The organism is Burkholderia latens (assembly GCF_001718795.1).
GTDB classification, from domain to species: domain Bacteria; phylum Pseudomonadota; class Gammaproteobacteria; order Burkholderiales; family Burkholderiaceae; genus Burkholderia; species Burkholderia latens_A.
This window is the reverse complement of sequence record NZ_CP013435.1, coordinates 3004188-3026655: the sequence shown is the minus strand read 5'-3', so window position 1 is coordinate 3026655 and position 22468 is coordinate 3004188. Positions and strand designations below refer to the sequence as shown.

The 22468-nt window shown below is 63.3% G+C and carries 22 protein-coding genes; 13 read left to right on the top strand and 9 right to left on the bottom strand.

Annotated elements, in window-relative coordinates:
• Positions 1 to 19: 19 nt before the first annotated feature.
• The 3 genes from WK25_RS14035 to WK25_RS14025 form a co-directional block, all read right to left on the bottom strand.
• Positions 20 to 580, bottom strand: a complete 561-nt coding sequence (locus WK25_RS14035; protein WP_069241796.1) for a hypothetical protein — start codon at positions 578 to 580, stop codon at positions 20 to 22.
• Positions 581 to 803: 223 nt separating this feature from the next.
• Entirely contained in the window at positions 804 to 1649 is an 846-nt protein-coding gene (locus WK25_RS14030) for a tetratricopeptide repeat protein (RefSeq protein ID WP_069241795.1), read from the bottom strand.
• A gap of 14 nt (positions 1650 to 1663) precedes the next feature.
• Positions 1664 to 3727 carry a bifunctional 2',3'-cyclic-nucleotide 2'-phosphodiesterase/3'-nucleotidase gene (locus WK25_RS14025; protein ID WP_069241794.1) on the bottom strand — a complete coding sequence of 688 codons (2064 nt, stop codon included), beginning with the start codon at positions 3725 to 3727 and terminating at the stop codon, positions 1664 to 1666.
• 261 nt (positions 3728 to 3988) lie between these two features.
• Here WK25_RS14025 and WK25_RS14020 point away from each other — a divergent pair, with 261 nt between their 5' ends.
• The 5 genes from WK25_RS14020 (at position 3989) to WK25_RS31970 (ending at position 8853) form a co-directional block, all read left to right on the top strand.
• Positions 3989 to 5113, top strand: a complete 1125-nt coding sequence (locus WK25_RS14020; protein WP_040142199.1) for an MlaE family ABC transporter permease — start codon at positions 3989 to 3991, stop codon at positions 5111 to 5113.
• Positions 5110 to 6006: an ABC transporter ATP-binding protein gene (locus WK25_RS14015; RefSeq protein ID WP_040142197.1), complete on the top strand. Its 897-nt coding sequence runs from the start codon at positions 5110 to 5112 to the stop codon at positions 6004 to 6006. Before WK25_RS14020 ends, WK25_RS14015 begins: the two co-directional genes overlap by 4 nt.
• 27 nt (positions 6007 to 6033) lie before the next feature.
• Positions 6034 to 6969, top strand: a complete 936-nt coding sequence (locus tag WK25_RS14010) for an MlaD family protein (RefSeq protein WP_040142196.1) — start codon at positions 6034 to 6036, stop codon at positions 6967 to 6969.
• An 89-nt stretch (positions 6970 to 7058) separates the two neighbouring features.
• Positions 7059 to 7682 (top strand): ABC-type transport auxiliary lipoprotein family protein, encoded by a 624-nt coding sequence (locus WK25_RS14005; protein ID WP_040144805.1) that lies wholly within the window; start codon positions 7059 to 7061, stop codon positions 7680 to 7682.
• A 19-nt stretch (positions 7683 to 7701) separates the two neighbouring features.
• Entirely contained in the window at positions 7702 to 8853 is a 1152-nt protein-coding gene (locus WK25_RS31970; protein WP_069241793.1) for a VanZ family protein, read from the top strand.
• Here the strand turns inward: WK25_RS31970 and WK25_RS31965 are convergent.
• Entirely contained in the window at positions 8736 to 9047 is a 312-nt protein-coding gene (locus WK25_RS31965) for a hypothetical protein (protein ID WP_156789030.1), read from the bottom strand. The two genes, WK25_RS31970 and WK25_RS31965, sit on opposite strands and share 118 nt — an antisense overlap.
• A 189-nt stretch (positions 9048 to 9236) precedes the next feature.
• Between WK25_RS31965 and WK25_RS13995 the strand changes: the two genes are divergently transcribed.
• The 5 genes from WK25_RS13995 to WK25_RS13975 all read left to right on the top strand — a co-directional run bounded on the left by WK25_RS13995 (position 9237) and on the right by WK25_RS13975 (position 13360).
• Complete coding sequence (locus WK25_RS13995; protein WP_040142192.1) at positions 9237 to 9554, top strand: (2Fe-2S) ferredoxin domain-containing protein; 318 nt, start codon at positions 9237 to 9239, stop codon at positions 9552 to 9554.
• Between the two features lie 12 nt (positions 9555 to 9566).
• Entirely contained in the window at positions 9567 to 10211 is a 645-nt protein-coding gene (locus tag WK25_RS13990) for an alpha/beta hydrolase (protein WP_040142190.1), read from the top strand.
• Positions 10212 to 10763: 552 nt separating this feature from the next.
• Entirely contained in the window at positions 10764 to 12077 is a 1314-nt protein-coding gene (locus WK25_RS13985; protein WP_040142188.1) for a D-alanyl-D-alanine carboxypeptidase family protein, read from the top strand.
• 48 nt (positions 12078 to 12125) lie between these two features.
• On the top strand, positions 12126 to 13052 hold the full coding sequence (locus WK25_RS13980) for a D-amino acid aminotransferase (RefSeq protein WP_069241792.1): 927 nt from the start codon (positions 12126 to 12128) through the stop codon (positions 13050 to 13052).
• On the top strand, positions 13052 to 13360 hold the full coding sequence (locus tag WK25_RS13975; RefSeq protein ID WP_040142184.1) for a YbeD family protein: 309 nt from the start codon (positions 13052 to 13054) through the stop codon (positions 13358 to 13360). The genes WK25_RS13980 and WK25_RS13975 overlap by 1 nt, the downstream gene beginning before the upstream one ends.
• Before the next feature lie 24 nt (positions 13361 to 13384).
• Here WK25_RS13975 and WK25_RS13970 read toward each other — a convergent pair whose 3' ends face one another.
• A complete protein-coding gene (locus WK25_RS13970; RefSeq protein WP_040142181.1) occupies positions 13385 to 14374 on the bottom strand; it encodes a transcriptional regulator GcvA in 990 nt (329 codons plus the stop codon).
• Positions 14375 to 14476: 102 nt separating this feature from the next.
• Between WK25_RS13970 and WK25_RS13965 the strand changes: the two genes are divergently transcribed.
• From WK25_RS13965 to lipA, 3 genes are all read left to right on the top strand, one after another.
• On the top strand, positions 14477 to 14803 hold the full coding sequence (locus tag WK25_RS13965; protein WP_040144804.1) for a DUF2917 domain-containing protein: 327 nt from the start codon (positions 14477 to 14479) through the stop codon (positions 14801 to 14803).
• An 84-nt stretch (positions 14804 to 14887) separates the two neighbouring features.
• On the top strand, positions 14888 to 15643 hold the full coding sequence (gene lipB / locus WK25_RS13960; RefSeq protein ID WP_040142179.1) for a lipoyl(octanoyl) transferase LipB: 756 nt from the start codon (positions 14888 to 14890) through the stop codon (positions 15641 to 15643).
• Positions 15636 to 16628: a lipoyl synthase gene (gene lipA, locus WK25_RS13955; protein ID WP_040142177.1), complete on the top strand. Its 993-nt coding sequence runs from the start codon at positions 15636 to 15638 to the stop codon at positions 16626 to 16628. The genes lipB and lipA overlap by 8 nt, the downstream gene beginning before the upstream one ends.
• Positions 16629 to 16751: 123 nt before the next feature.
• Here lipA and hpaB read toward each other — a convergent pair whose 3' ends face one another.
• From hpaB to WK25_RS13935, 4 genes are all read right to left on the bottom strand, one after another.
• The gene (gene hpaB, locus WK25_RS13950) at positions 16752 to 18221 is read right to left on the bottom strand and encodes a 4-hydroxyphenylacetate 3-monooxygenase, oxygenase component (protein WP_059544678.1); all 1470 of its coding nucleotides are present in this window, start codon (positions 18219 to 18221) and stop codon (positions 16752 to 16754) included.
• 495 nt (positions 18222 to 18716) lie between these two features.
• On the bottom strand, positions 18717 to 19631 hold the full coding sequence (locus tag WK25_RS30365) for a JmjC domain-containing protein (RefSeq protein WP_083252986.1): 915 nt from the start codon (positions 19629 to 19631) through the stop codon (positions 18717 to 18719).
• Entirely contained in the window at positions 19624 to 21351 is a 1728-nt protein-coding gene (locus WK25_RS13940; protein ID WP_156789029.1) for an ATP-binding cassette domain-containing protein, read from the bottom strand. Before WK25_RS13940 ends, WK25_RS30365 begins: the two co-directional genes overlap by 8 nt.
• Before the next feature lie 123 nt (positions 21352 to 21474).
• Positions 21475 to 22191, bottom strand: coding sequence for a glycine-rich domain-containing protein (locus WK25_RS13935; RefSeq protein ID WP_069241789.1), 717 nt, complete (start codon positions 22189 to 22191; stop codon positions 21475 to 21477).
• Positions 22192 to 22468: the final 277 nt, after the last annotated feature.

Below are 22468 nucleotides of genomic sequence, written 5' to 3'. Positions count from 1 at the left end.
CGGCCCTACTTCAGGTCGCTCAGTGCTGCTCCAGTTGCTCGAGTGCCTTGATGTCTTCATCGCTCGTCATTTCGCAGGCGAGCAGCGTGCGGCCCTTGAGCGCCGGACCCTGGCGGGCCGACACGAGGATCAGCGCACCGCCGGGGCCGCGCACGTTCAGTCGGCGCGAATAGCCGATGGACGACGCGCCCAGCAGGTGGTCTTGCTCGCGGGTGAGCTCGTAGCGTTTGGCGAGCTGCTCGGCGACTTCCCCTTCCACGAGCACGCCGATGCCGGTGGCGACGAACACGACGTGCTGCGTCGTGAAGCCGTCCCGGCGGATCCGCTCGGGCAGGCGATAGACCGCGGCGCCCAGCATCGAGCTGTCGGGTTTCGGATCGGCCGCCTTCGCGGCGTTGTAGATCGCGTCCATCAGGTTCGACGTGAACGGCGGCTTGCACAGCGCGGCGTTGAAGATGTCGGGAGACGCGGACGGCGCGGCGGCCAAGACGAGCGGAACGGCGGCGACAGCGGCGACAGCGGCGGCGATGGCGGCGATGGCGGCGATGGCGGCGCGCAGGCCGGACAGGCGATGCGACATGGACCGGTCCTCTCGGGTCTTGTTGTGAATGCGACGCGGCCTGTTAAGGCATTGCCACCCGCGTATCGAGCTGTATGGACCGACAGGACGGGCGGCACGACGACCTGCGCACCGCGCGTCGCGCGCCGGTGCGTGCGTTCGACGCCCGACGCGCGGGATCACCCGCGTCGCGCAGGCCGGCGTTCCGCCGCCGTGCGGTGGTGCGTGCGCTGCCGCCGTGCGATCACGGCGCAACCACCGGATGCTTCAACGCATGTGCGGTCTCGATCCACTGCACGTGGAATTCGTCCGCGTCGGGCTTGAGTCCCAGTTCGCCGTTGCGATACGCCATCGCGAGCGTCTGCACGGCTTCCGGCAGCTCGTGCTCCGCCGCACGGCGATACAGCGCGAGCGCGCGCGCTTCGTCGCGCGGCACGCCGCTGCCGTCGCGATACGCGTTCGCGAGCATGAAGTCCGCGGCCGGGATGCCGGCGCGCGATGCGAGCGCGAACCAGTGCGCGGCCTGCGCCGGATCCGCGGCGATGCCGTAGCCGCTGCGATAGATCAGCCCGAGGTAGTAAGCGGCGGCGGGGTCGCCGTGTGCGGCAGCGGCACCGAGCAGCTCGCGGGCGCGTGCATAGTCCTTCGGGATGTCGCCGCTGCCGAGCAGCAGCGCCTTGCCGAGCGCGAGCTGCGCGCGCCGCGCCGCCGGCGCGTCGACGTTCGCATCGGCCTGCGCGGCGGTTTCGAGCCAGCGGCGGCCCTCGTCGCGCAGTCCCGGCTCGTGCGCATCGACGAGCGCGATGCCGAGCGCCGCCTGCGCGTCGCCGGAGCCGCGCCGTGCGAGCGTGCGCAACCGTGCGAGCGCGTGCGGCTCGACTGCCTGCGCGACCATTGCCTGCCACTCGTCGATCTGCGCGGCGTTCGGCGCGGGTCCCGCTGCGCGCCAGCCCGTTGCCGCGGCCGCTGCGGCAATCGTCACGGCCACCGCCGCCAGCAGCGCGGCCGGCGGCAGCTTCGCGCGCAGCACGCGCCGCGCCGCGGCGCCGAAGCCGGCCTCCGCCGGCCGCATCGTCCGGATCGGTTGCATCGCGGGTCTCGTGGTCATTGCGTGAGGTCGAGCTCGTAGATCGCGAGGTTCTTGCCCGAGCCGTCGTCGGCCGCGACCTGCGTGACGCCGGTCAGGCCGGCCGCCGTCGCGTCGCCGAGCCGGTTCGGCGCGGACGTGAACCGCACGTGCGCGACCGAGCTCGCGAGCTTCGTGAAGCGCCAGCTGCGCTGCGCGCCGTCGGCCGCGCGCGTGATCGCGCCGCGCTTCTTGATGAACGCGATCAGCACGTCGCGATTTGCATCGGGCGACGCGAAGATCGTCTTGCTGCCGTCGAGGCCCGGGAAGTTGCCGCCGCCGCTCGCGCGGTAGTTGTTGGTCGCAACGATGAACTGCGCGTTCGGGTCGATCGGCGCGCCCTTGTACGCGAGGTTCCTGATCCGGCTGCCGACGGGCTGCGTGACGTCGATCTCGTACGTGAGATCGGCGGACGTGAACATGTCGAAGTTGTAGCCGGGGAAGCTGCTGACGAGCGGCTGCACGGTCGCCTGGGTCGGATCGATCGTGTTGAAGCGTTTCGCGGCCGTCTCCAGCCAGTTCTTCACGTCGCTGCCGCTCACCTTCACCGCGTACACGGTGTTCGGATACAGGTACAGGTCCGCCGCGTTGTTGATCGCGAGCGCGCCCGGCGCGACGTCGGTGTAGTCGCTGCCGCCGCCGAAGCCGCTCTTGAACGGCGCGCTCACCGACAGCACCGGCAGCGACGCGTATTGCGGCAGGTTCGCCTGCACGTAAGTCTTCACGTAGTCGGCCTGCGCCTCGTTGACGATCTGGATTGCGCCCGGATCGCCGACGTCCGCGAAGTACGAGTTCATCCGGTAGTCGGTCGAGCCGATCGGCGTCTTCACGTAGTCGATGGTCGCCTGATGCTCGGCTGCGATCGCGGCGGACACCGACGGGTCGGCGGCGACGTAGCTCTTGTCGGCGTTCTGGATCGGGCGAGCCTCGACGGTCGTCAGCGACTTGTCGACGTTCCAGGTCTTGCCGTCGAACTTCAGGCCGAGCTTGATCACGCCGAGATGCTTGCCCCAATAGTTGGCCATCACGGTCGGCACGCCGTTGACGGTGCCCTTGACCTTGTCGACGCCCGGCAGATTGAACTGCGGCACGGTGCTGTTCGCGTCCGGGAACACCTGGTGCGAGTGGCCGATCAGCATCGCGTCGATGCCGGGCACCTTCGACAGCCACCAGCTGCCGTTTTCCATCGTCGGCGAATACGCGGCATTGTCGAGCCCGCCGTGCGAGATCGCGACGACGAGATCGGCGCCCTTCGCGCGCATTTCGGGAACGTACTTCTCGGCCGCTTCCTTCAGCCCGGTCGTGTAGACCTTGCCGTCGAGCCAGCGCTTGTCCCAGTTCATGATCGCGGGCGGCGTGAAGCCGATGATGCCGACCTTCAACGGCGCGCTGACCGTCTTGCCGTCGGGCGTGACGGCCGTCACCGTGCGTGTGAGGATCGTGTACGGCGTGAACAGCGGCGCGTTCGTCTTCGCGCTGATCACGTTCGCGAGCACCTGCGGGAAGTTCGGGCCCGCGCACTTCTTCTGCTGCGCGGGCGCCGGCAATCCGTCGACGTCGAACGTGTTGCCGGTCACCTGCGACAGGTACGGCAGCCCGTAGTTGAACTCGTGGTTGCCGATTCCGCCGCCGTCGAACTTCGCGGCGTTCATCACCTTGTAGATCGCGAGCGTCTGGTCGCAGCCGACCGGCTTCACGAGCGCCTCGTAGTCCGCCAGCGCGGTGCCCTGAATCGTGTCGCCGTTGTCGAGCAGCAGCGTGTTCGGATACTGCGCACGCGCCTGCGCGATCAGGGTCGACACGCGCTCGAAGCCGAGCGAATTGTCGGCGGCGAGCTTGAAATAGTCATACGACAGCACGTTGGTGTGCAGGTCGGTCGTTTCGAGCAGCGCGAGCGTGGCCGTCGTGCCGGCCGGCGCCTGGGCCTGCGACGACGGCGGTGCGGTGACGTCGTCGCCGCCGCAACCGGCGAGGACGAACGCGAGGCTGGCGAGCGCGGCGGCGCCGGTCGCGCGGCGGCGGGAAAGCGGGGGGAGACGCATCGATTGTCCTGTTCAGGGTTCTGTTCTATGAGTCGCGACGTGCGCGGCGGGATGGCGGCGCGGCTGCCGACGGCCTGATGTGCGGCGCGTGAGAGTATCGAAAGGAAAGATGACGGAAGAATGAAAGGTCGCACGCCGACGCAGGCGTCCGGCCGGGGAATGGCGGCACCCGCTGCATCGGCGTGCCGGAAAATCGTCACGTCGCGGCGCCGGGCGGTTCGCTACAATGGCCGCTGTCATCCTTTTGCAAACAATCCGCCCTTGGACTTCGAGACTCCTCCCGGCCTGTCGGTCGACGCCGGCAGTCAGGGCCAGACGGTGCGCCTGTACGGCCAGTGGACGGCGCTCGCGCTCGCGCGCAACCGCGGCGCGGTCGCGCGCCGCGTCGCGGGCATCGCGTCCGGGCGCGTGAGCGAATGGGATCTGTCCGGCATCGAACGGCTCGACCACGTCGGCGGCCAGGCGCTGTGGCGCGTGTGGGGCCGCAAGCTGCCGTCCGGCGTCGCGCTGAGCGACACGCAGCGCACGATCTTCGAGCGGATCGAACGCCTCGACAGCCAGCGCGAGGCGCCCGAGCGCGTCGTGCGGTTCGATCCCGTCACGCGGCTCGGCCAGGCAATCTTCGCATTCGGCGAACATCTGCAGGGCGGCATCGCGATGTTCGGCCGCGTGATTCTCGACGCGCTGTCGGTGCTGCGCCGTCCGCAGACGATGCCGTGGAAGGAAACCTCGGCGAACATCTACAGCGCCGGCACGCAGGCGCTGCCGATCACCGCGCTGGTCGCGTTCCTGATCGGCATCGTGCTCAGCTACCTGTCCGCGCAGCAGCTGCAGATGTTCGGCGCAAATCGCTACATCGTGAACATCCTCGGGCTGTCGGTGATCCGCGAGCTCGGGCCTGTGCTGTCGGCAATCCTCGTCGCGGGCCGCTCGGGATCGGCGATCACCGCGCAGATCGGCGTGATGCGCGTGACCGAAGAACTCGACGCGATGCGCGTGATGGGCATTCCGCACGGATTGCGGCTGATCCTGCCGCGCGTACTCGCGCTCGGCGTCGCGATGCCGCTGCTCGTGATGTGGACCAACATCATCGCGCTCACGGGCGGCGCGCTCGCCGCGAAGCTGGTGCTCGGGATCGACGTCAACTATTTCGTGCGCTCGCTGCCGGGCGTCGTACCGATCGCGAACCTGTACATCGGCATCGGCAAGGGTGTCGTGTTCGGGATGCTGATCGCGCTGGTCGCGTGCCACTTCGGCTTCCGGATCAAGGCGAATTCGCAGAGCCTCGGCGAAGGCACGACGACGTCGGTCGTCACGTCGATCACGGTCGTAATCCTCGCGGATGCGGTGTTCGCGATCCTGTTCCAGAACGTGGGGCTCGGATGAGCGCATCGAACGGAACCCCCGCACACGGCGCGGCTGCGGGCCGCCCGCTGTCGGCCGCAGCCGGCGACGACCTCGTGATCGAGGTGCGCAACCTGACGAAGCGCTACGGGCGCAACATCGTTCACCAGAAGCTCGACTTCGACGTACGGCGCGGCGAAATCGTGTCGATCGTCGGCGGCTCGGGCTCCGGCAAGACGACGCTCGTGCGGCAGATCCTCGGCCTCGAGCGACCGACGTCGGGCACGATCAAGGTATTCGGCGAAGATACGTCGAAGATCGACGATGCAACCGCGCGCATGATGCGCACGCGCTCGGGGATGCTGTTCCAGCAGGGCGCGCTGTTCTCGTCGATGACGGTGTTCGACAACGTCGCGCAGCCGCTGCGCGAGCTCGGCCGCGTGCCGCCCGACCTGCTGAACGACATTGTGATGCTGAAGCTCGAGATGGTCGGGCTGCCGTGCAAGCATGCATCGAAGATGCCGGCCGCGCTGTCGGGCGGGATGGTGAAGCGGGTCGGCATCGCGCGCGCAATCGCGCTCGAGCCCGAATTGCTGTTCCTCGACGAACCCACCGCCGGCCTCGATCCGCAGGCGTCGGACGAATTCGTCGAGCTGATCGCGACGCTGCATCGCACGCTCGGGCTGACGGTCGTGATGGTCACGCACGATCTCGACACGATGGTCGCGCTGTCGACGCGCGTCGCGGTGCTGGCCGACCGCAAGGTGCTGGTCGCTGCGCCGGTCGAAGAGGCCGCGAACGTCGACCACCCGTTCATCCACGAATATTTCCTGGGGCTGCGCGGGCGCCGCGCGCTGCAGGCGCTGCCGCCGGAGCGGCGCGCAAAGCTGCCGAAGGCGGCCCTCGAACCGGCGCTGTCGAGCGTCGAGTTGTAAGCCTCGCAAGAAGCAAGGAACCCGCGAATGGAAAACAAATCACATGCGTTCTGGGCCGGCCTGTTCACGATCGCGCTGACGCTGGCGATCGCGGGCACCGTGTTCTGGTTCAACGTCGATCGCACGGTGCGCGTGCCGTACGACCTGCTCGCGCGCACCAACGTCACCGGCCTGTTTCCCGATGCGGCGGTGCGCTTTCGCGGTCTCGACGTCGGCAAAGTGCAGTCGATCGGCTTCGACCGCACGCATCCGGGCCAGATCCGGATCCGGATTCTCGTCGACCACGACGCGCCGATCACGCAATCGACGTACGGCAGCCTCGGATTCCAGGGCGTGACGGGGATCGCGTTCGTGCAGCTCGAGGATACCGGCCGCGACCTGGCGCCGCTGCCGTCGTCGCCGCGGGCGATCGCGCAGATTCCGATGCGCCCGAGCCTGTTCGATCAGATCCAGGAGCGGGGCGACGTGCTGCTGCGGCAGCTCGAGCAGGCGGCTAAGAGCGCGAACGCGCTGATGTCGCCGGACATGCGCGAGCAGCTGCGTGCGACGGCCGAAAGCCTGCAGCACGCGGCCGACGGCGCGGCGACGCTGTCGAAGCAGCTCGCGCCGGCGGTGGCGGCGCTGCCGGAGACGATGCACCAGGTCGATCGAGCAATGGCGTCGGCGAACACGCTGCTGCAGCCGAACGGGCCGCTGGTGGCGAACCTGAACAAGGCGGGCGCCGCAGCGGAGCAGGTCGGCGTCGCGCTGAACGATCTGAACGCGCGGGTCCAGTACGACACGCTGCCGCGTTTCAACTCGCTGGCGGCCGACGTCGGCGATGCGTCGCGGCAATTGAAGGACGTCGCCGGTGAACTCGGGCGCAACCCGCGGAGTCTGTTGTTCGGTTCGCCCGGTTCCGCGCCAGGCCCCGGCGAAGCAGGCTTCGTGTGGCCGGGCGCCGGTGCGGCGGCCGGTCGTTGACGCGGCTCGCCCGCGAACCGGCCGCGCGGCCCGCGACGTGTGCGGGCCGTCACGCGATCGAAACTGCCAACATCATCCAGGAACATTCCATGCCACGAATCCTTGATCGCGCGCTGCGGCCGGCCGCGGCCACGCTCGCGATACTCGCGCTCGTGTTCGCCGCCGGCTGCGCAAGCGACAGCGCAGCGCTGTCGAACATTCGCTACGACCTCGGGCCCGCCGCGCCGGTCGCGACGGCCGGCACGGGCCCCGCGTTGAAGGTGCTCGACGTCGGCTCTCCCGATGCGCTCAATACCGACAAATTCGTCTACCGCCTCGCGTATGCGGATGCGCAGCGCATGGCCGTGTATCGCGACAGCCGCTGGACCGCGCCGCCCGCGCAACTGCTCACCCAGCGGCTGCGCGGCGCGCTGTCGGCGCGCGGCGCGGTGCTCGAAGGCTCCGACGGCGTGCGCGCGCCGACGCTGAAAGTCGACCTGAACGAGTTCGAGCAGGTGTTCGACGGCCAGTCGCAGAGCCACGGCGCCGTCACCGCGCGCGCAACGCTGATGCAGGACGGCAAGGTGCTCGGCCAGCGCACGTTCGTCGCGCGCGCGCCGTCGAGCACGCCCGATGCGGCCGGCGGTGCGCGGGCGCTCGCTGCGGCGAGCGACGAACTCGTGTCGCAGATCGCCGCGTGGGCCGGCGTGCAGGCGTACGCGGGCACCCCATGACGCGCCGCGCGCAGCCACGATGAGCGCGCCGGGCACGCCGCGCGCGTCGTCGCTTGCGCGGCAGGCATTCGCCGCGTACGCGGCACTCATCGTCTACGCGTCGCTGTATCCGTTCCACGGGTGGATGTCGCTCGGCATCGGCCCGTTCGACTACCTGTTCGCGCCGATGCAGCGCTATGTGACCGCGTTCGACGTGGTCACCAACGTGCTCGGCTATATGCCGTTCGGCGCGCTCGGTGTGCTTGCGTTGCATCCGCGCCAGCGCGGCGTCGCCGCGACCCTGATCGTGTGCGGCCTCGGCATATTGCTGTCCGGATCGATGGAAGCGTTGCAAACCTACCTGCCGACGCGCGTTGCGTCGAATCTCGATCTCGGCGCCAACGCGCTCGGTGCGCTGCTCGGCGCGGCGCTGGCTGCACCGGCGGCCGGCGCGCTGCTCGATCGCGGCGCGCTGCGGCGGCTGCGCTTCGCGTGGTTCGAAACCGATGGTGCGACGCCGCTGCTGCTCGCCGCGCTGTGGCCGTTCGCGATCCTGTTTCCGTCCCCGTTCCTGTTCGGCATCGGCGACTGGCCGGCCGCGCTGTGGGAGCGCGCCGACGGTTCGATGCAGGATGCGCTGCTCGCGTGGCTGCCGGCCGCCTGGCACGTCAGCGAATGGCCCGAGCGTGTTGACGGGTGGCTGTCCGACTCCGCGTGGGAGGCCGTGCTCGGCGGCCTGATGCTGTTCGCCGCGCTGGCGATCGCTTCGCTCGCGATGCGCGGGAGCGCGCCGCGCGTGCGCCTGCTGATCGCGTTCGTCGCGGCCACGCTCGCGCTAAAGGCGGGCGCGACCTTCATGCAGTCGAGCACCGGGCTGGTCGTCGTGTGGGCGACGCCCGGCGCGCGGCTCGGCATCGAACTCGGCTTCGCGGCGGCGCTGGTCGCGCTGCGCGTGCCGGCGCCGGCGCGCGCGCTGCTCGCGGCCGCCGCGATGCTGGCCGGCGTCGCGCTCGTCAACCTGCTGCCGGTCAATCCGTTCTTCGACTTCACGCTGTCCGGCTGGCGCCAGGGCCGCTACGTGCACTTCAACAGCATCGCGCGCTGGCTTGCGTGGATCTGGCCGTACGCGGCGCTGATCTGGCTGGGCCAGCGGGTCGAGCATGCGTGGCTGCCGCGCCGGCTGCAGCGCTGACGGCGGCCGCACGCCCGCAGCGCTGACAGCACCGGCAGCACCGGCAGCACCGGCAGCACCGGCAGCACCGGCAGCACCGGCAGCACCGGCAGCACCGACAGCACCGACAGCACCGACAGCACCGACAGCACCGACAGCACCGACAGCACCGACAGCACCGACAGCACCGACAGCACCGACAGTACCGACAGCACCGACAGTACCGACAGTACCGACAGTACCGACAGTACCGGCAGCGCGGCCGCGGTGCGTTCGCCGGCAGCGGTGCGTTCGCCGGCAGCGGCGCGCGCCGGTCGTTATAATCGTCCGCACCTCCGTTGCCGCGTGCGACGGCAATCGCCTCTCTTTACGTCCGGCCGCGTGCCGGGCCGCTCGTCACCATCATGGATTCCTATTACCAGCACCACGTCTTCTTCTGCCTGAACCAGCGCGAACCGGGCGCCGAGCGTCCGAGCTGCGCACGTTGCGATGCGCAGACCATGCAGGAATACGCGAAAAAACGCGTGAAGGAGCTCGGCCTCGCGGGCCCGGGCAAGGTGCGCATCAACAAGGCCGGCTGTCTCGACCGCTGCGAGGAGGGGCCGGTGATGGTCGTGTATCCGGAAGGCACCTGGTACACGTACGTCGACCAGGCCGACATCGACGAGATCGTCGAAACGCACCTGCGCGACGGCAAGGTCGTCGATCGCCTGAAGATCTGAGCGGGCGGCCGAATGAACGTTCATACGCAGAAGTCGCTGATCGCGGGCCCGGTCGGGCAGATCGAAATCGCGGTCGACGTGCCGGACGCCGTGCGTGAAGGCAGCGCCGCGCCGCGCGGGATCGCGCTCGTCGCGCACCCGCATCCGCTGTTCGGCGGCACGATGGACAACAAGGTCGCGCAAACGCTCGCGCGCACGCTGGTCCAGCTCAACTACGTGGTGTACCGGTCGAACTTCCGCGGCGTCGGCGCGACCGAAGGCGTGCACGACAACGGCATCGGCGAGGCCGACGACCTGCTCGCGGTGCTCGCGCACATGCGCGCGCAGCCCGCGTATGCGGGCCTTCCGCTCGTGCTGGCGGGCTTCTCGTTCGGCACGTTCGTGCTGTCGCATGTCGCGAAGCGGCTGCGCGACGCGGGCGACACGATCGAGCGGATGGTGTTCGTCGGCACGGCCGCGAGCCGCTGGCAAGTCGCCGACGTGCCCGAGAACACGCTCGTGATCCACGGCGAAACCGACGACACGGTGCCGATCGGATCGGTGTACGACTGGGCGCGGCCGCAGGAGCTGCCGGTCGTCGTGATCCCGGGCGCCGAGCATTTTTTCCATCGCAAGCTGCACGTGCTCAAGCGCATCATCGTCGACGCGTGGCGTTGATGCGCCGCTCGTGTGGTGCGGCGCTGCCGCCGCACCACAGCGACTGCGATTGCGCGCGCTCGCGCGACATCGCGCCGCACCGGCCATCTTCTTCCAGACGCAACGGATGCCGGGTTTCAAGGCATTCCGTCGCGACGCCGCATCGTGTCGAATACGATCTGCGATGCACCGCGCGGCACGGCGCAACCTGACTTGCACGGCGCCTGCGCGCGCCTTTCGGGCGGCTTCGACCGCGATTGCCTGCAACGAAGCCGCGCTATCCTCTCGAAGCCCGCATGCGGCCGTCGCGCGCCCGGTTCGCGAAAACGCCGTTCGCGGCCACGTATAATGGCCGCATTTCGCGTCGCCCGCGGCCCGGCTGGCCCATGCGGCGCTCGTTTCGCCGCCTGTCCGCCCGCTCGCGACGGCCGCGAACCGAACGCGTCCGCACGAGTCCAACCGGCGCGTTTCGCGCCGTCCGACGCAGTCGGATGCATGCCGGAACGCCCGCCGCCTTGCCGTTCAACCCTGCGCGTTTCGCGCCGCACTTTCTGCCATCAGCCTGAATCGATCATGCGTCTGTCTTCCCAAGGCCTCAAGTCCCTCGCTTCTTCCATCGCCTTCGGCACCGCCGCGCGCAACGTCGCGCTGGGCGTGATGCTGCCTGTCGCGCTCGCGTCCACGATCGTCGTCGCCGAGGCGAAGCCCGCCGCCAAGGCCAAGGCCGCGCATGCGGCGCCGGCCGCCGCCGAGCAGTCCACCGGCGCACCTGCGACCTTCATGCCGGGCGCGGTGCCGCCGCCGGGCGTGAACGCACGCTCGTGGGTGCTCGTCGATGCGACGAGCAATACGGTGCTCGCATCGGGCAACGCGGACGAACGTGTCGAGCCCGCGTCGCTGACGAAGCTGATGACGGCGTACCTGGTGTTCGAGGCGCTCGACAAGAAGAAGATCTCGATGGAGCAGATCGTCACGCCGAGCGAGGCCGTGCGCCGCGTCGGCCGCGACGAATCGCGCATGTTCATCGAGGCGAACAAGCCGGTGTCGGTGCATGACCTCGTCTACGGGATGATCATCCAGTCGGGCAACGACGCCGCGATCGCGCTGGCCGAACTCGTCGGCGGCAGCGAAGGGCAGTTCGTCACGATGATGAACGACGAGGCGCAGCGCCTCGGCATGAAGGGCACGCACTTCGCCGACGTGAACGGCATGCCCGACCCGAACCACTACACGACGGCCGGCGACCTCGCGAAGCTGTCCGCGCACCTGATTCGCGATTTTCCGCAGTACTACGGGATCTTCTCGGAGAAGGAGTTCAAGTACAACAACATCCGTCAGGGCAACCGCAACCGGCTGCTGTGGCTGGATCCGACGGTGGACGGCCTGAAGACCGGGCATACGCAGGCGGCGGGCTTCTGCCTGATCGCATCGGCGAAGCGCGCGATCCCGGGTGTCGACGGCCAGCGTCGCCTCGTGTCGGTGATGATGGGCGAGCAGAAGGAAAACGACCGCACGCAGGACAGCATGAAGATGCTGAACTACGGCTACAGCGCGTTCGACGCGGTGCGCCTGTTCAAGGGCGGCCAGGCGATGTCGACGCCGCGCGTGTACAAGGGCAAGGAGAACACCGTGCAGGTCGGCGTGAAGGGCGACCAGTGGGTGACGGTGCCGCGCGGCCTCGGCGACAAGGTCAAGACCGAAGTCGACGTCAACGCGCCGCTGATCGCGCCGCTCGCGGAAGGCCAGCAGGTCGGCACCGTGAAGATCGTCGCCGACGGCAAGACGCTGTCGGAGTTCCCGGTCGTCGCGCTGCAGGCAGTGCCGGAAGCGGGTATCTTCGGACGTATCTGGGACTCGATCCTGCTGATGTTCAGCAAGAAGAAGTAAGCGCGACGGGCCTTTGTTTTCACGACTTCATCCCCATCTGGTATAGCCATGAGCCAAGCCGAATTCGAACCGATCGTCTACCTCAGCGTGTCGTCGCAGGAGGAACTGGTGCCGCTGTCGCAAGCCCGTGTGCCGGTGCTCGACCGCGGGTTCATCTTCGGCGATGGGGTGTATGAAGTTGTCCCCGTTTATGCGCACGACGGTGCGCACGTGCCGTTCCGGATCGAACAGCATCTGGACCGGCTCGCGCGCAGCCTGAAGAAGATCGGCATCACCGACCCGCACGATGCGGCCGGCTGGCGCGCGCTGATCGAGCGCGTGGTAGCCGCGAACGCGGAAGGTCTTGCGGGCGGCCACGCGCTCGTCTATCTGCAGGTGACACGCGGCGTCGCGAAGCGTGGTCACGCGTTTCCGGCGAACGCGGTGCCGACGGTGTTCGCGATGACGAGCCCGCTGCGGCTGCCGTCGGCGGACGAGCGCGCCAAGGGCGTGCGCTGCGTGACGGCCGAGGATCGCCGCTGGCTGCATTGCGACATCAAGTCGATCTCGCTGCTCGGCAACGTGCTGATGGCGCAGCATGCGGCCGAACGCGATGCGTTCGAGACGATCCAGCTGCGCGACGGCAACGTGACCGAAGGGTCGTCGTCGAACGTGTGGGTCGTGAAGAACGGCGAACTGTTCGCGCCGCCGCGCAGCAACAGGATTCTCGAAGGGATCCGCTACGCGCTGGTCGAGCAGCTGGCCGACGAATGCGGCATTCCGTTCGTCGCGCGCGAGATCGGCGAGGTCGAGCTGCGCGCTGCGGACGAGATCATGATCACGTCGGCCACGAAGGAAATTCTTCCGGTCACGTCGCTCGACGATCTGCCCGTGCAGGGCGGCAAGCCGGGCCCCGTGTTCGCGGCGTTGTACGACGCGTACCAGCGTGCGAAGGCACGCGAGTTTGAACAGTTTGACCTAACCCGGAGAAAGTGATGAGCGAACCGACCAAAACCATCGAGGTCACCGGCGCGGTCGATGCCCGGAAGGAGTCGCTGCTGGAGTTTCCGTGCGATTTCCCGATCAAGATCATGGGCAAGGCGCACCCGGAGTTCAAGGACACGATCTTCAAGGTCGTGGCCGTCCACGACAACGAGATCGACGTCGAGAAGATCGAAGAACGCGCATCGAGCGGCGGCAACTACACCGGCCTCACGATCACCGTGCGCGCGACGAGCCAGGAACAGCTCGACGACATCTATCGTGCACTGACCGGCCATCCGATGGTCAAGGTCGTGCTGTAACGGGCCGTTGCGGCTGTCCGGGGATCAGCGCAAACGGCCGCTGATCCCTTTCCATCCTCCGTCCAGCGCGCACTCGGCCGGGCATTTCCCCGCCGCGCGTCGCGCATCCAGTTCGTCGCAGAGCTTCTTGAACTCCGCGACTTCCTCGAGAATCCACGTCCTGAACGCCTGCACGCGCGGCGTATCGAGCAGCGGCGGCGGGCACACGAAAAAATAGTGCCACGGGCTCTGCCCGTCGATGTCGAACAGGCGCACGAGGCGCCCGTCGAGCAGGTCGTGCACCGCGAGCGAGCGACGTACCAGCGCGATACCCTGGCCTTCGATCGCGGCCAGCAGCAGGTTCGACGAATCCTGATACAGAATTCCCCGTTTCGGCTCGGTCAGCGTATCGACCCCGGCTGCGTCGAACCACGGGCGCCACAGCTCGTCGTCAGAGCGCAGCAGGTTGTAGTGGACGAGATCGGCGGGCGTTTGCGGCAGCTTGCCGCCGTTCAGCGCCGGCGAACACGCCGGAAAAAACACCTCGTCGAACAGCGGCTCGACGTGCAGCCCCGGATAGCTGCCGGAACCGAAGCGGATCGCGAGGTCGACGTCGTCGCGCGCGAAATCGGTCAGCGAGTTGGTGGACTGCAGTTCGACGTCGATTTCCGGATGCCGCTCGATGAACGTGCCGATGCGCGGCGTGATGAAGCGCGCGGCGAACGACGACAGCATCGACACCACGAGCCGCCGTCCGCGGTCGCTCGCGCGCACGTCGCGTGTCGCGTCGGCAATCACCATCAGCGCGGTGCGGATCTGCTGCGCGTAGCGCATGCCGGCGTCGGTCAGGCATAGCCGCTTGCCGTTGCGCGTGAACAGCTGCACACCCAGTTCCTCCTCGAGCGCGCGCACCTGGTGGCTGACCGCGCCGTGCGTGACGTAGAGCTCGTCGGCGGCGCGAGAGAAGTTCTCGTGCCGCGCGGCGGCTTCGAATGCGCGAATGGCGTTGAGCGCAGGCAGCTGGCGGAGGTCCATTTGCTAATTTTCCTCACATCGACGTGAAAAATGGTCGTTTGGTCGGATGCCTTGGGGTGACTACGATTGTAGCCATCGAAGCACGTATTGGCGGAGTCGATCATGCAAGAAATTTCCTCAAGCATCACGTTCGAAATCCCCGCAGGCGAAACCGTACCGATGAAGGTCCAGCACAGCACGCGCCTGACTGTGCAGTGCGGGCCGGTGTGGGCGACGCGCAGCAACGACGTCGAAGACTACTTCCTCGTCGACGGCGAGACGCTGAAGCTGCGCCGCGGCGAGCGGCTGTGGCTCAGTGCGGAAAGCGGGCGGGGCGCGCACGTCGCGTTCTCGGTGTCGCGACCGGCTCGGGACGTCGCACGCGGTGCGCTCGCGCGGCTGCGCGAGCGCGTGAATGCGCTGCTTCACGACGGCTGGCGCACCGTCTGACGCGGCTTTCGTCCGACGGATGCCTGCCATCCGTCCCTTTTCCCTGCCCGGCGAGACCGATGGGTTTTCGGTAAACTGACGGCCATGTCCGTCTCGCCGGTTGCCATCGTGTCCACGCCTGTCGCTGTTTCCGCATCGCCCGCCGGGGCTCCGGTCGAGTCCGTCGTGCCGGTGACCGTGCGCTGGCGCGGCAGCGAGGCCTACCAGGCGAGCTTTGACGCGATGCGCGCGTTCACCGACACGCGCACGGCCGACACCGGCGACGAAATCTGGGTCGTCGAGCATCCCCCCGTCTACACGCTCGGCCAGGCCGGCGACCCGGCTCACCTGCTGGTGGCCGACAGCGGCGTGCCGCTCGTGAAGGTCGACCGCGGCGGACAAATCACCTATCACGGCCCCGGCCAGATCGTCGTCTACCTGCTGCTGGACTTGCGCCGCCGCAAGCTGATGGTGCGCACGCTCGTGACGAAGATCGAGGAGGCCGTGATCGAAACCCTCGCGGCGTATAATCTCGCTTCGGTCCGCAAGGCGGGCGCGCCCGGTATCTACGTGGCGTCCGGCGCGCACGAAGGCGCGAAGATCGCGGCCCTCGGCCTGAAGATCCGCAACGGCTGCAGCTATCACGGGCTGAGCCTGAACGTGAAGATGGATCTGCGCCCGTTTCTCGCGATCAACCCGTGCGGCTACGCCGGACTGGAAACCGTCGACATGGCGAGCCTCGAGGTTGCCGCCGACTGGAACGACGTCGCCCGCACGCTCGTGGGGCGCCTGATTGCCAACCTCGATGGCGCATCCGCGGCCGCCGACAAGCCGCAGGCACTGGAACATTCGAATGACTGACGTTACCGCTTCTCCCGCACCGGCCGATTCGGCCGCGACCGCTGCCTACGATCCGACCGCCAAGCAGAAGGCGCAGGCGAAGACGGCGCGCATTCCGATCAAGGTCATTCCGATCGAGAAGCTGAAAAAGCCGGAGTGGATCCGCGTGAAGGCGGCCACCGGCAGCTCGCGCTTCAACGAGATCAAGACCATCCTGCGCGAGCACAACCTGCACACCGTGTGCGAGGAAGCGAGCTGCCCGAACATCGGCGAGTGCTTCGGCAAGGGCACTGCGACGTTCATGATCATGGGCGACAAGTGCACGCGCCGCTGCCCGTTCTGCGACGTCGGCCACGGCCGCCCCGATCCGCTCGACGCGGACGAACCGAAGAATCTCGCGCGCACGATCGCCGCGCTGAAGCTCAAGTATGTCGTGATCACGAGCGTCGATCGCGACGATCTGCGCGACGGCGGTGCTGCTCACTTCGTCGAGTGCATTCGCGAAGTGCGCGAACAGTCGCCGGACACGCGCATCGAGATCCTGACGCCGGACTTCCGCGGCCGTCTCGACCGTGCGCTGTCGATCCTGACCGCGGCGCCGCCGGACGTGATGAACCACAACCTCGAAACGGTGCCGCGCCTGTACAAGGAAGCGCGCCCGGGTTCGGACTACGCGCATTCGCTGAAGCTGCTGAAGGACTTCAAGGCGCTGCATCCGGACGTCGCGACGAAGTCGGGGCTGATGGTCGGCCTTGGCGAAACGGAAGAGGAAATCCTGCAGGTGATGCGCGACCTGCGCGCGCACGACGTCGACATGCTGACGATCGGCCAGTACCTGCAGCCGTCCGAGCACCATCTGCCGGTGCGCGCGTACGTGCATCCGGATACGTTCAAGATGTACGAGGAAGAGGCGTACAAGATGGGCTTCACGCACGCGGCCGTCGGCGCGATGGTGCGCTCGAGCTATCACGCCGATCTGCAGGCGCATGGGGCGGGGGTGGTCTGATTGCTCGCTGAGTTGAACGCACAAAAACCCGCGGCGCGGTATTTTGTTCGTTTTTTCCGATATCCCGCGAAATCGCGGTTTCTCGCGGCTCAAATAATCAGGTACGAGAAGATGTCACGCGTTTCACGAACGCGCCAGAAATGCTTTGACCCGATTCATTGCCTCGGAGCAGTCCTTTTCTCTAAACAAGCGCGACGCCATTTGGGCTGGGTCACCGAAGAAGAAGCGTTCATATAGGATTTGGCGCCCGCCAAATGCCGAGATCGCCGTGTCCCATGCCAACCGGTACAGCGCGATCCGATCATAGGCATCCATGCGGGCTACCTCGTAATAGCGTCTAATGTCTGCAGCAAGCGGTCCAGTGAGAGATATCGTGGCCGGCATCGAAACGAGGCCGCTGGCTCCGAGTTGCTGAATGATCTCGACCATTCTGGGATAGAGACGAGGATACAGATTTCTAGCGGCGTCGAGCGGGTCCCAGGCCGGAACGAGCATCCCGAAGGCATTGTTATGGGCGCCGGCTTCGGCTGCATGTCTGAAGGCCTTCAAGGTTTCAAGATTGACCCAGACTTCCGCCATTTTTTCATGAACGTGCTGAAATTTTTCCAGCCCGGATCCTTCTATCATCAGGGAGACCAGGCCGAGGAGAAACTCGGTCTTGACGATATTCTTGCAAACTACTTGGTAAGCCATGTGTGCGGTTGCACCGGTGGCCATATAGGCCATATTGCAAATATCGATGTCTCGATAGCAAAAGACGCGTTCCCACGGAACAAACACATCATCAAAGATCGCGACCGCGTCCATTTCTTCGAATCGGGCGCTAAGCGGGTGATCCGCCGCGCCGAATCCGTAATCTACCGAGTCGCGGCAGACGAAGCGCAGGCCGGGCGTCGCGGTCGGGAGTGCACAGCCAAATGCGTATGACTTTGATCGATCAGAATGATCCATCAAGCGCGCGGGAAAGAGTGCAATCTCGTCGGCGAATGGCAGAGTCGCAAGCAGACGTGCGCCGCGTATTACGATACCGTCATCCCGTTCCTCGCACACGTGAGTGGCAACCGCCGCATCAACCTGGAGCGCTGGGCCAACCAAGCGGTCAGGGCGTGGATTGAGCAGTGTGTGAGTCAACGATAGGTCGTTTTCACGAATGAAATCGTGGTATCGAATAGCATTTGCGCCATATGCTCGATCGGAAGTGCTGAACAAGGCTGCACTTCCCGAGAAAGAGGATATTGCACGATTCAGATACGCGGGCTCGCGCCCGAGCATCCCCATACTGTATTGGGCGCTATGCTGAAGAGCGTTGCCAAGCGAAACGAGGTCTGAGGGGGTGCGGGGAATACCGAATGAGCGATTGACCACCGTTCCCCGGGGACCCTTCTCGAGCAGGATATCCTCAGCGTTCCATTGGTAATCGTAGAGCCCGGCCAAGGTTGCCACTCCATTCTTGAATGCCGGATCGGTGGTAACGTCGGCGATCCGCGCACCACGATGCCAGATTTCTGCAGGATGCCTACGCAAGCGCTCGATAACATCGGCACTATGTCGAGCACCGGTGAATTGGTGGTTTGTCGTTAGAGAATCATTCATGTTTATCAAGAGTAGTGATAAATTGATTGCAGGAAGTCTGAACGCATGGCTATTCGTGATTCGGTTGATCCGCCGTTATTCCACTTTCTCGATGCTTTTCGTCATAGCAAAGCGCTGCTATCTGCCACCGATCGTCGCAGATTAGCCACAGCTCTAGAAAATCAAACATGGTAAGTATTCTTCCATCGCGTCGCATCGAGCCGGTGCCGGAAAACGACGCCCATTGCTGTTTTTCAGAGATTTTCGTGATTTCGTCGTGGACGTACATACCGAAATTACACCAACTCTGCTCGAGCAGATGTCGTTGTATATAGGATATTTGTTGGGATTTCGTCGATATTCTGCCTCCTCGCTTTACGAAGAAATGAGGGCTTTCGACGAAATTAAGTTGATCGACGTCCCCATTCATATAGGCGTCGATCCAGACGTCTCTCATTTGCAATAGACTGTATCTTGGCTTCATGAGATTTTGGTGAATTGAATATTTTATGGTGTTTATCGATATTTTGTGCTGATTTGGTAATTGGGCAGGGTAAACGCCGGGCGTCGTTTTTTGTGAATTGTGATGACGTTTTTCATGCATTCTTCTATGTCAATCTCTCGGATTGCATTAATTATATTCTCTCTAAAAATATAAAAATCAGCTGAGTCTGGGTCGAAATTGATGGTGCCGCGAAAAATTTCGCTAAGTCCAAGTTGATTGGCTATGGCGTGAATGATATCCAATTTTCTCGGAAAATCGAGGCCAAATGTTATGTGCAACGAGTGGGCTGAGATGGTTTGGACGTTGTGCCAGTAGCCGGAAGGGAGATATAGGCTGGATCCTGTTCGCAGGTTTTCAAGGAGATCAGGTGAGCCGGTTGGCGGATCGAGATAGAAGCTCTTGTCTCGTCTGTTTGGTGAAATATATGTCGGATTATAGATGTGCCAACGCTTTTCACCGGACAGCTGCACTGAAATGATGTCGTGGTCGTCAAAATGGCACCCGAAACTAGTCCCGGATTGAGCGGAGATATAGAGGTTCGCCCACGACTGGCATTTCAGGATGTGTTCGATTTCAGTAGTCAATGCTAAGACAGGTGGAAAGTAATCCTGGCATCCGTCGATGATAATGGTGCAACCATCATCCAGCGCGCGATACAGAAGGTCAGGCATAATTGTCGCGAACCTGCCGCCGCGTGGATTCGAGCTGTATCTTAGAAATCCGCAGTATCCGCGCGGATATTCCGTGTCAGCGCTACTAATTCTGATTCTGGGGTAGTCGAGCAACCCACTTTCTAGTAGAGCGTTTACGGTGCTCCAATTAGGTAGATTTTGGCGCATCACGGGACCAAGCAGATGTGGGTGCATGTGTAGCACATGCTTGGTGAAGAATTCGAGATCGAAGTTCGAGAAGAGGGAGTTAGTCACGAATAATCTCCAGCGTTTTCAGATCGGAATTCGCCGCGAGGACGAAGGCATTGAGCGGAGTGCTCGAGGTGTCGAATAATTGGCGAGGATCCTGATGCAGAATGAGGAGGACGTAGACGCGATTCGACAAATCCGCAATTAACGAGGCCAAGCTGATCACGCCGGCAGTGTCCAACCCGGCAAACGGCTCGTCGAGAATAATCAGGTCAGCATTTTGCAAGAGCGCTCTGGCGACTCCTAGTCGCTGCCGTTCGCCTCCGGATAATAGCCCCCCTTTTTCACCGACGACAAAATCCAGACCATCTGCGGTGCAAAATTTACTCAACCCGACTGACGATAGCGTTGAAATCAATTCGCTATCGTGGGCATCGGGATTGCCGTAGAGAAGATTGTTGCGGATGGATTCATTGAAAATGATACTTTCTTGCGATGTGGAGGAAATCGACTGGAGCAAGGAGTCGCGCTCGACAGACGACATGTCGATGCCGCATAGAAATATCTTCGAGGTAGGAGGAGTGATTTCGCCTCTCATGATACGCGCGAGCGTGCTTTTGCCGATCCCGCTGTCCCCTCTCATCGAATTGATGTGACCTTTTAGAATGACGATATCACCCGTAACGGGGTAGGATTGCCTGTCTTGATGGTCAAATAAAATGAGATTATCAATTTTGTAGTGGATATTTTCAGTTGTTCGGATATTAATCGTGATCAGCTCTCGTTGAGCTACATTCGCTTGAGTGAGTGCGTCCGATATTCGCTCAATATCGATTTTGGCGCGCAGGATGTTTCTGTAATTGAATCCGAGTGAATTGATCTGTGAAATCATATGGGCTAATCCAGTGGAGAGCATGATCGTGGTACCTATGCTTCCAATTTTGTCGCCGTCGAACCACGAGAGCGCGACGTACGCCATACCCCCGCAAAGTACGGCTGCCCAGATGCTGTCTTTCAGGAGCTCCTTTGAGTGATAAAACCGTTTTTTTGCCAACGTCGTCAAGAGCAGTGCATGTTTCCGAGCGCGCACCGAGATTGCCTCGGATGAAATCGGTCCGGCGTTGATGAAACTGTCATGCATGAAGGCAGAGCACGCCGCATCTGCTTCGGAGATGTTTCGAATGAGCGGCACGCGAGTGCGAGTAACCTTGATAATATAGATTGAATAAATCACACCGCATAGTACGAGCGCCAGACTCGCACTTGGTCCGATCAAGAAGAGCGTAAACGCAATGATCGAAATAAATTCGAGAGTGATGGATAGCGTGGAGCGCAATGTGTTGTTCAGAAACGAGCGGACGGACCCGATGGCGTCTTGAAGTCTCTTCTGCAACTCTCCGGAGTTTTTTTGTCTTGACGAACTTGAGTCCAGATTGATGACGTGTTTGTACCATGCGTCTCTGATGTCATTTTCCAACCTCACCGCAAGGATGTTGGACGAGAATGTCGAGATTCCGCCGCAAACGGGAAGCAGCAGACGTTGAATCGAGAAAAACAGTACGAATAAGTAGATGCCGTGTGCGCTGTTGCTCTGAATGCTTTCCGTTAACCATTTCAAAAGTGCACCCAATGAGGTATTGAGTGCCGAAGTGGCGGCAGATGCGATGAAAATGACGAAAAGCAGGCCACGATATCGATTTATCAACAATGGCAGGCGAGACGCATTTTTATGTTTCTTTTCAAGATAGGTGCAATGAGAAGGATTGCCGGTCGGGGGAGGCGCCATGAACGAGACACGGCACCATGCGGTCGTGCTGACGGGCAATGAGTGGAGCCGTCGCTTACGACTTGCTAGAACCGAACGGTTTGTCCATGACGCGCATTGAAATCGTGATCGACGATTCGTCGATCAGGAATACAAACTCTTGTTCGAGTTGCATGAGCAATAGACGCCGCAACCGTGCCCACCACAGTACATGGACGGATTCTGTCGCTGGATGATTCCTTCGATCAATTCAGTCGGCGTTAAGGATCTTGCTGCTTCGGGATCCATTGGCGAGCCGATGTGAACGAGATCTTCGTGGTAAACCGGGCGCTGGAGGGCGTTGAGTTTTTGTAGCGAATAGGAATTGCCGAACTCGACATACCATTTTCTTACGGTTTCGATGCCGAAGGTCTCGTGGATGATATCGATTTGCTGCTGAAGCCGAATCCTCTTGTATTCGGATAGGGTGATTCCGTGAGACGAGAGATCTCTGATTTTTTCGATTAGATGCGCTCTGCAGAAGGGAGTGTGATGTAGCATCCTCCCAAAAAATGCATCGCAGAACTCGGAGTATTCTTTGGTGAAAAGAATAAAGGTGTGCCACATCTTATCGATGATGAGAACGGACTCGTCGATTTCGAAGGTGATGCAGTGCCTCTGTGCATGATCCGCTAGGAAAACGAATTTCTTGGTTTCCTCGAAGATGTCGCTGGCGGCTTGCTCGCTTACACTCCATTTGTCCCGAAATTTCTTGATGACGCCATCGTTTCGGTATTTGATGAGTTCTGTTGGGAGGCAGAAAGGCGTACTGTTTGGATTGGACGCTGAAGTGGATTGATACATCTGAGTTGCATTTTTCATGGTTCCTCGCGATGTTGAGGTGCATGCATCTTTTTAAGTGACTTTTATCGAACCGAGTGTCAAACGATTCTTCGTTTGATATGGAAAGCTAACGTTTACTTTGTCGAATTGATATGGGACGTGTACGAAATTTTTTCTGGCGAGAATGGCGTGTTTTCTGGCGATATGCGAAATGGATCGGTGGGCCATCTAAGTCATTCGATCTGAAAAATCGGAGCTTTGGCGAGAATCGGAAATCTAGTCTAAATTTTTGTTTTGATGGCCCCGCGGAGAATTT

Excerpts from the sequence above, each read along its gene's own strand:
- WK25_RS14015 (WP_040142197.1), top strand. The coding sequence starts at position 5,110 with ATGAGCGCATCGAACGGAACCCCCGCACACGGCGCGGCTGCGGGCCGC.
- WK25_RS13935 (WP_069241789.1), bottom strand. The coding sequence starts at position 22,191 with ATGAAAAATGCAACTCAGATGTATCAATCCACTTCAGCGTCCAATCCA.
- WK25_RS14035 (WP_069241796.1), bottom strand. The coding sequence starts at position 580 with ATGTCGCATCGCCTGTCCGGCCTGCGCGCCGCCATCGCCGCCATCGCC.
- WK25_RS14025 (WP_069241794.1), bottom strand. The coding sequence starts at position 3,727 with ATGCGTCTCCCCCCGCTTTCCCGCCGCCGCGCGACCGGCGCCGCCGCG.
- WK25_RS13975 (WP_040142184.1), top strand. The coding sequence starts at position 13,052 with ATGAGCGAACCGACCAAAACCATCGAGGTCACCGGCGCGGTCGATGCC.
- WK25_RS13970 (WP_040142181.1), bottom strand. The coding sequence starts at position 14,374 with ATGGACCTCCGCCAGCTGCCTGCGCTCAACGCCATTCGCGCATTCGAA.
- WK25_RS14030 (WP_069241795.1), bottom strand. The coding sequence starts at position 1,649 with ATGCAACCGATCCGGACGATGCGGCCGGCGGAGGCCGGCTTCGGCGCC.
- WK25_RS13990 (WP_040142190.1), top strand. The coding sequence starts at position 9,567 with ATGAACGTTCATACGCAGAAGTCGCTGATCGCGGGCCCGGTCGGGCAG.
- WK25_RS13940 (WP_156789029.1), bottom strand. The coding sequence starts at position 21,351 with ATGGCGCCTCCCCCGACCGGCAATCCTTCTCATTGCACCTATCTTGAA.
- WK25_RS31970 (WP_069241793.1), top strand. The coding sequence starts at position 7,702 with ATGAGCGCGCCGGGCACGCCGCGCGCGTCGTCGCTTGCGCGGCAGGCA.
- lipB (WP_040142179.1), top strand. The coding sequence starts at position 14,888 with ATGTCCGTCTCGCCGGTTGCCATCGTGTCCACGCCTGTCGCTGTTTCC.
- WK25_RS13985 (WP_040142188.1), top strand. The coding sequence starts at position 10,764 with ATGCGTCTGTCTTCCCAAGGCCTCAAGTCCCTCGCTTCTTCCATCGCC.
- WK25_RS14010 (WP_040142196.1), top strand. The coding sequence starts at position 6,034 with ATGGAAAACAAATCACATGCGTTCTGGGCCGGCCTGTTCACGATCGCG.
- hpaB (WP_059544678.1), bottom strand. The coding sequence starts at position 18,221 with ATGAATGATTCTCTAACGACAAACCACCAATTCACCGGTGCTCGACAT.
- lipA (WP_040142177.1), top strand. The coding sequence starts at position 15,636 with ATGACTGACGTTACCGCTTCTCCCGCACCGGCCGATTCGGCCGCGACC.
- WK25_RS14005 (WP_040144805.1), top strand. The coding sequence starts at position 7,059 with ATGCCACGAATCCTTGATCGCGCGCTGCGGCCGGCCGCGGCCACGCTC.
- WK25_RS13980 (WP_069241792.1), top strand. The coding sequence starts at position 12,126 with ATGAGCCAAGCCGAATTCGAACCGATCGTCTACCTCAGCGTGTCGTCG.
- WK25_RS13995 (WP_040142192.1), top strand. The coding sequence starts at position 9,237 with ATGGATTCCTATTACCAGCACCACGTCTTCTTCTGCCTGAACCAGCGC.
- WK25_RS13965 (WP_040144804.1), top strand. The coding sequence starts at position 14,477 with ATGCAAGAAATTTCCTCAAGCATCACGTTCGAAATCCCCGCAGGCGAA.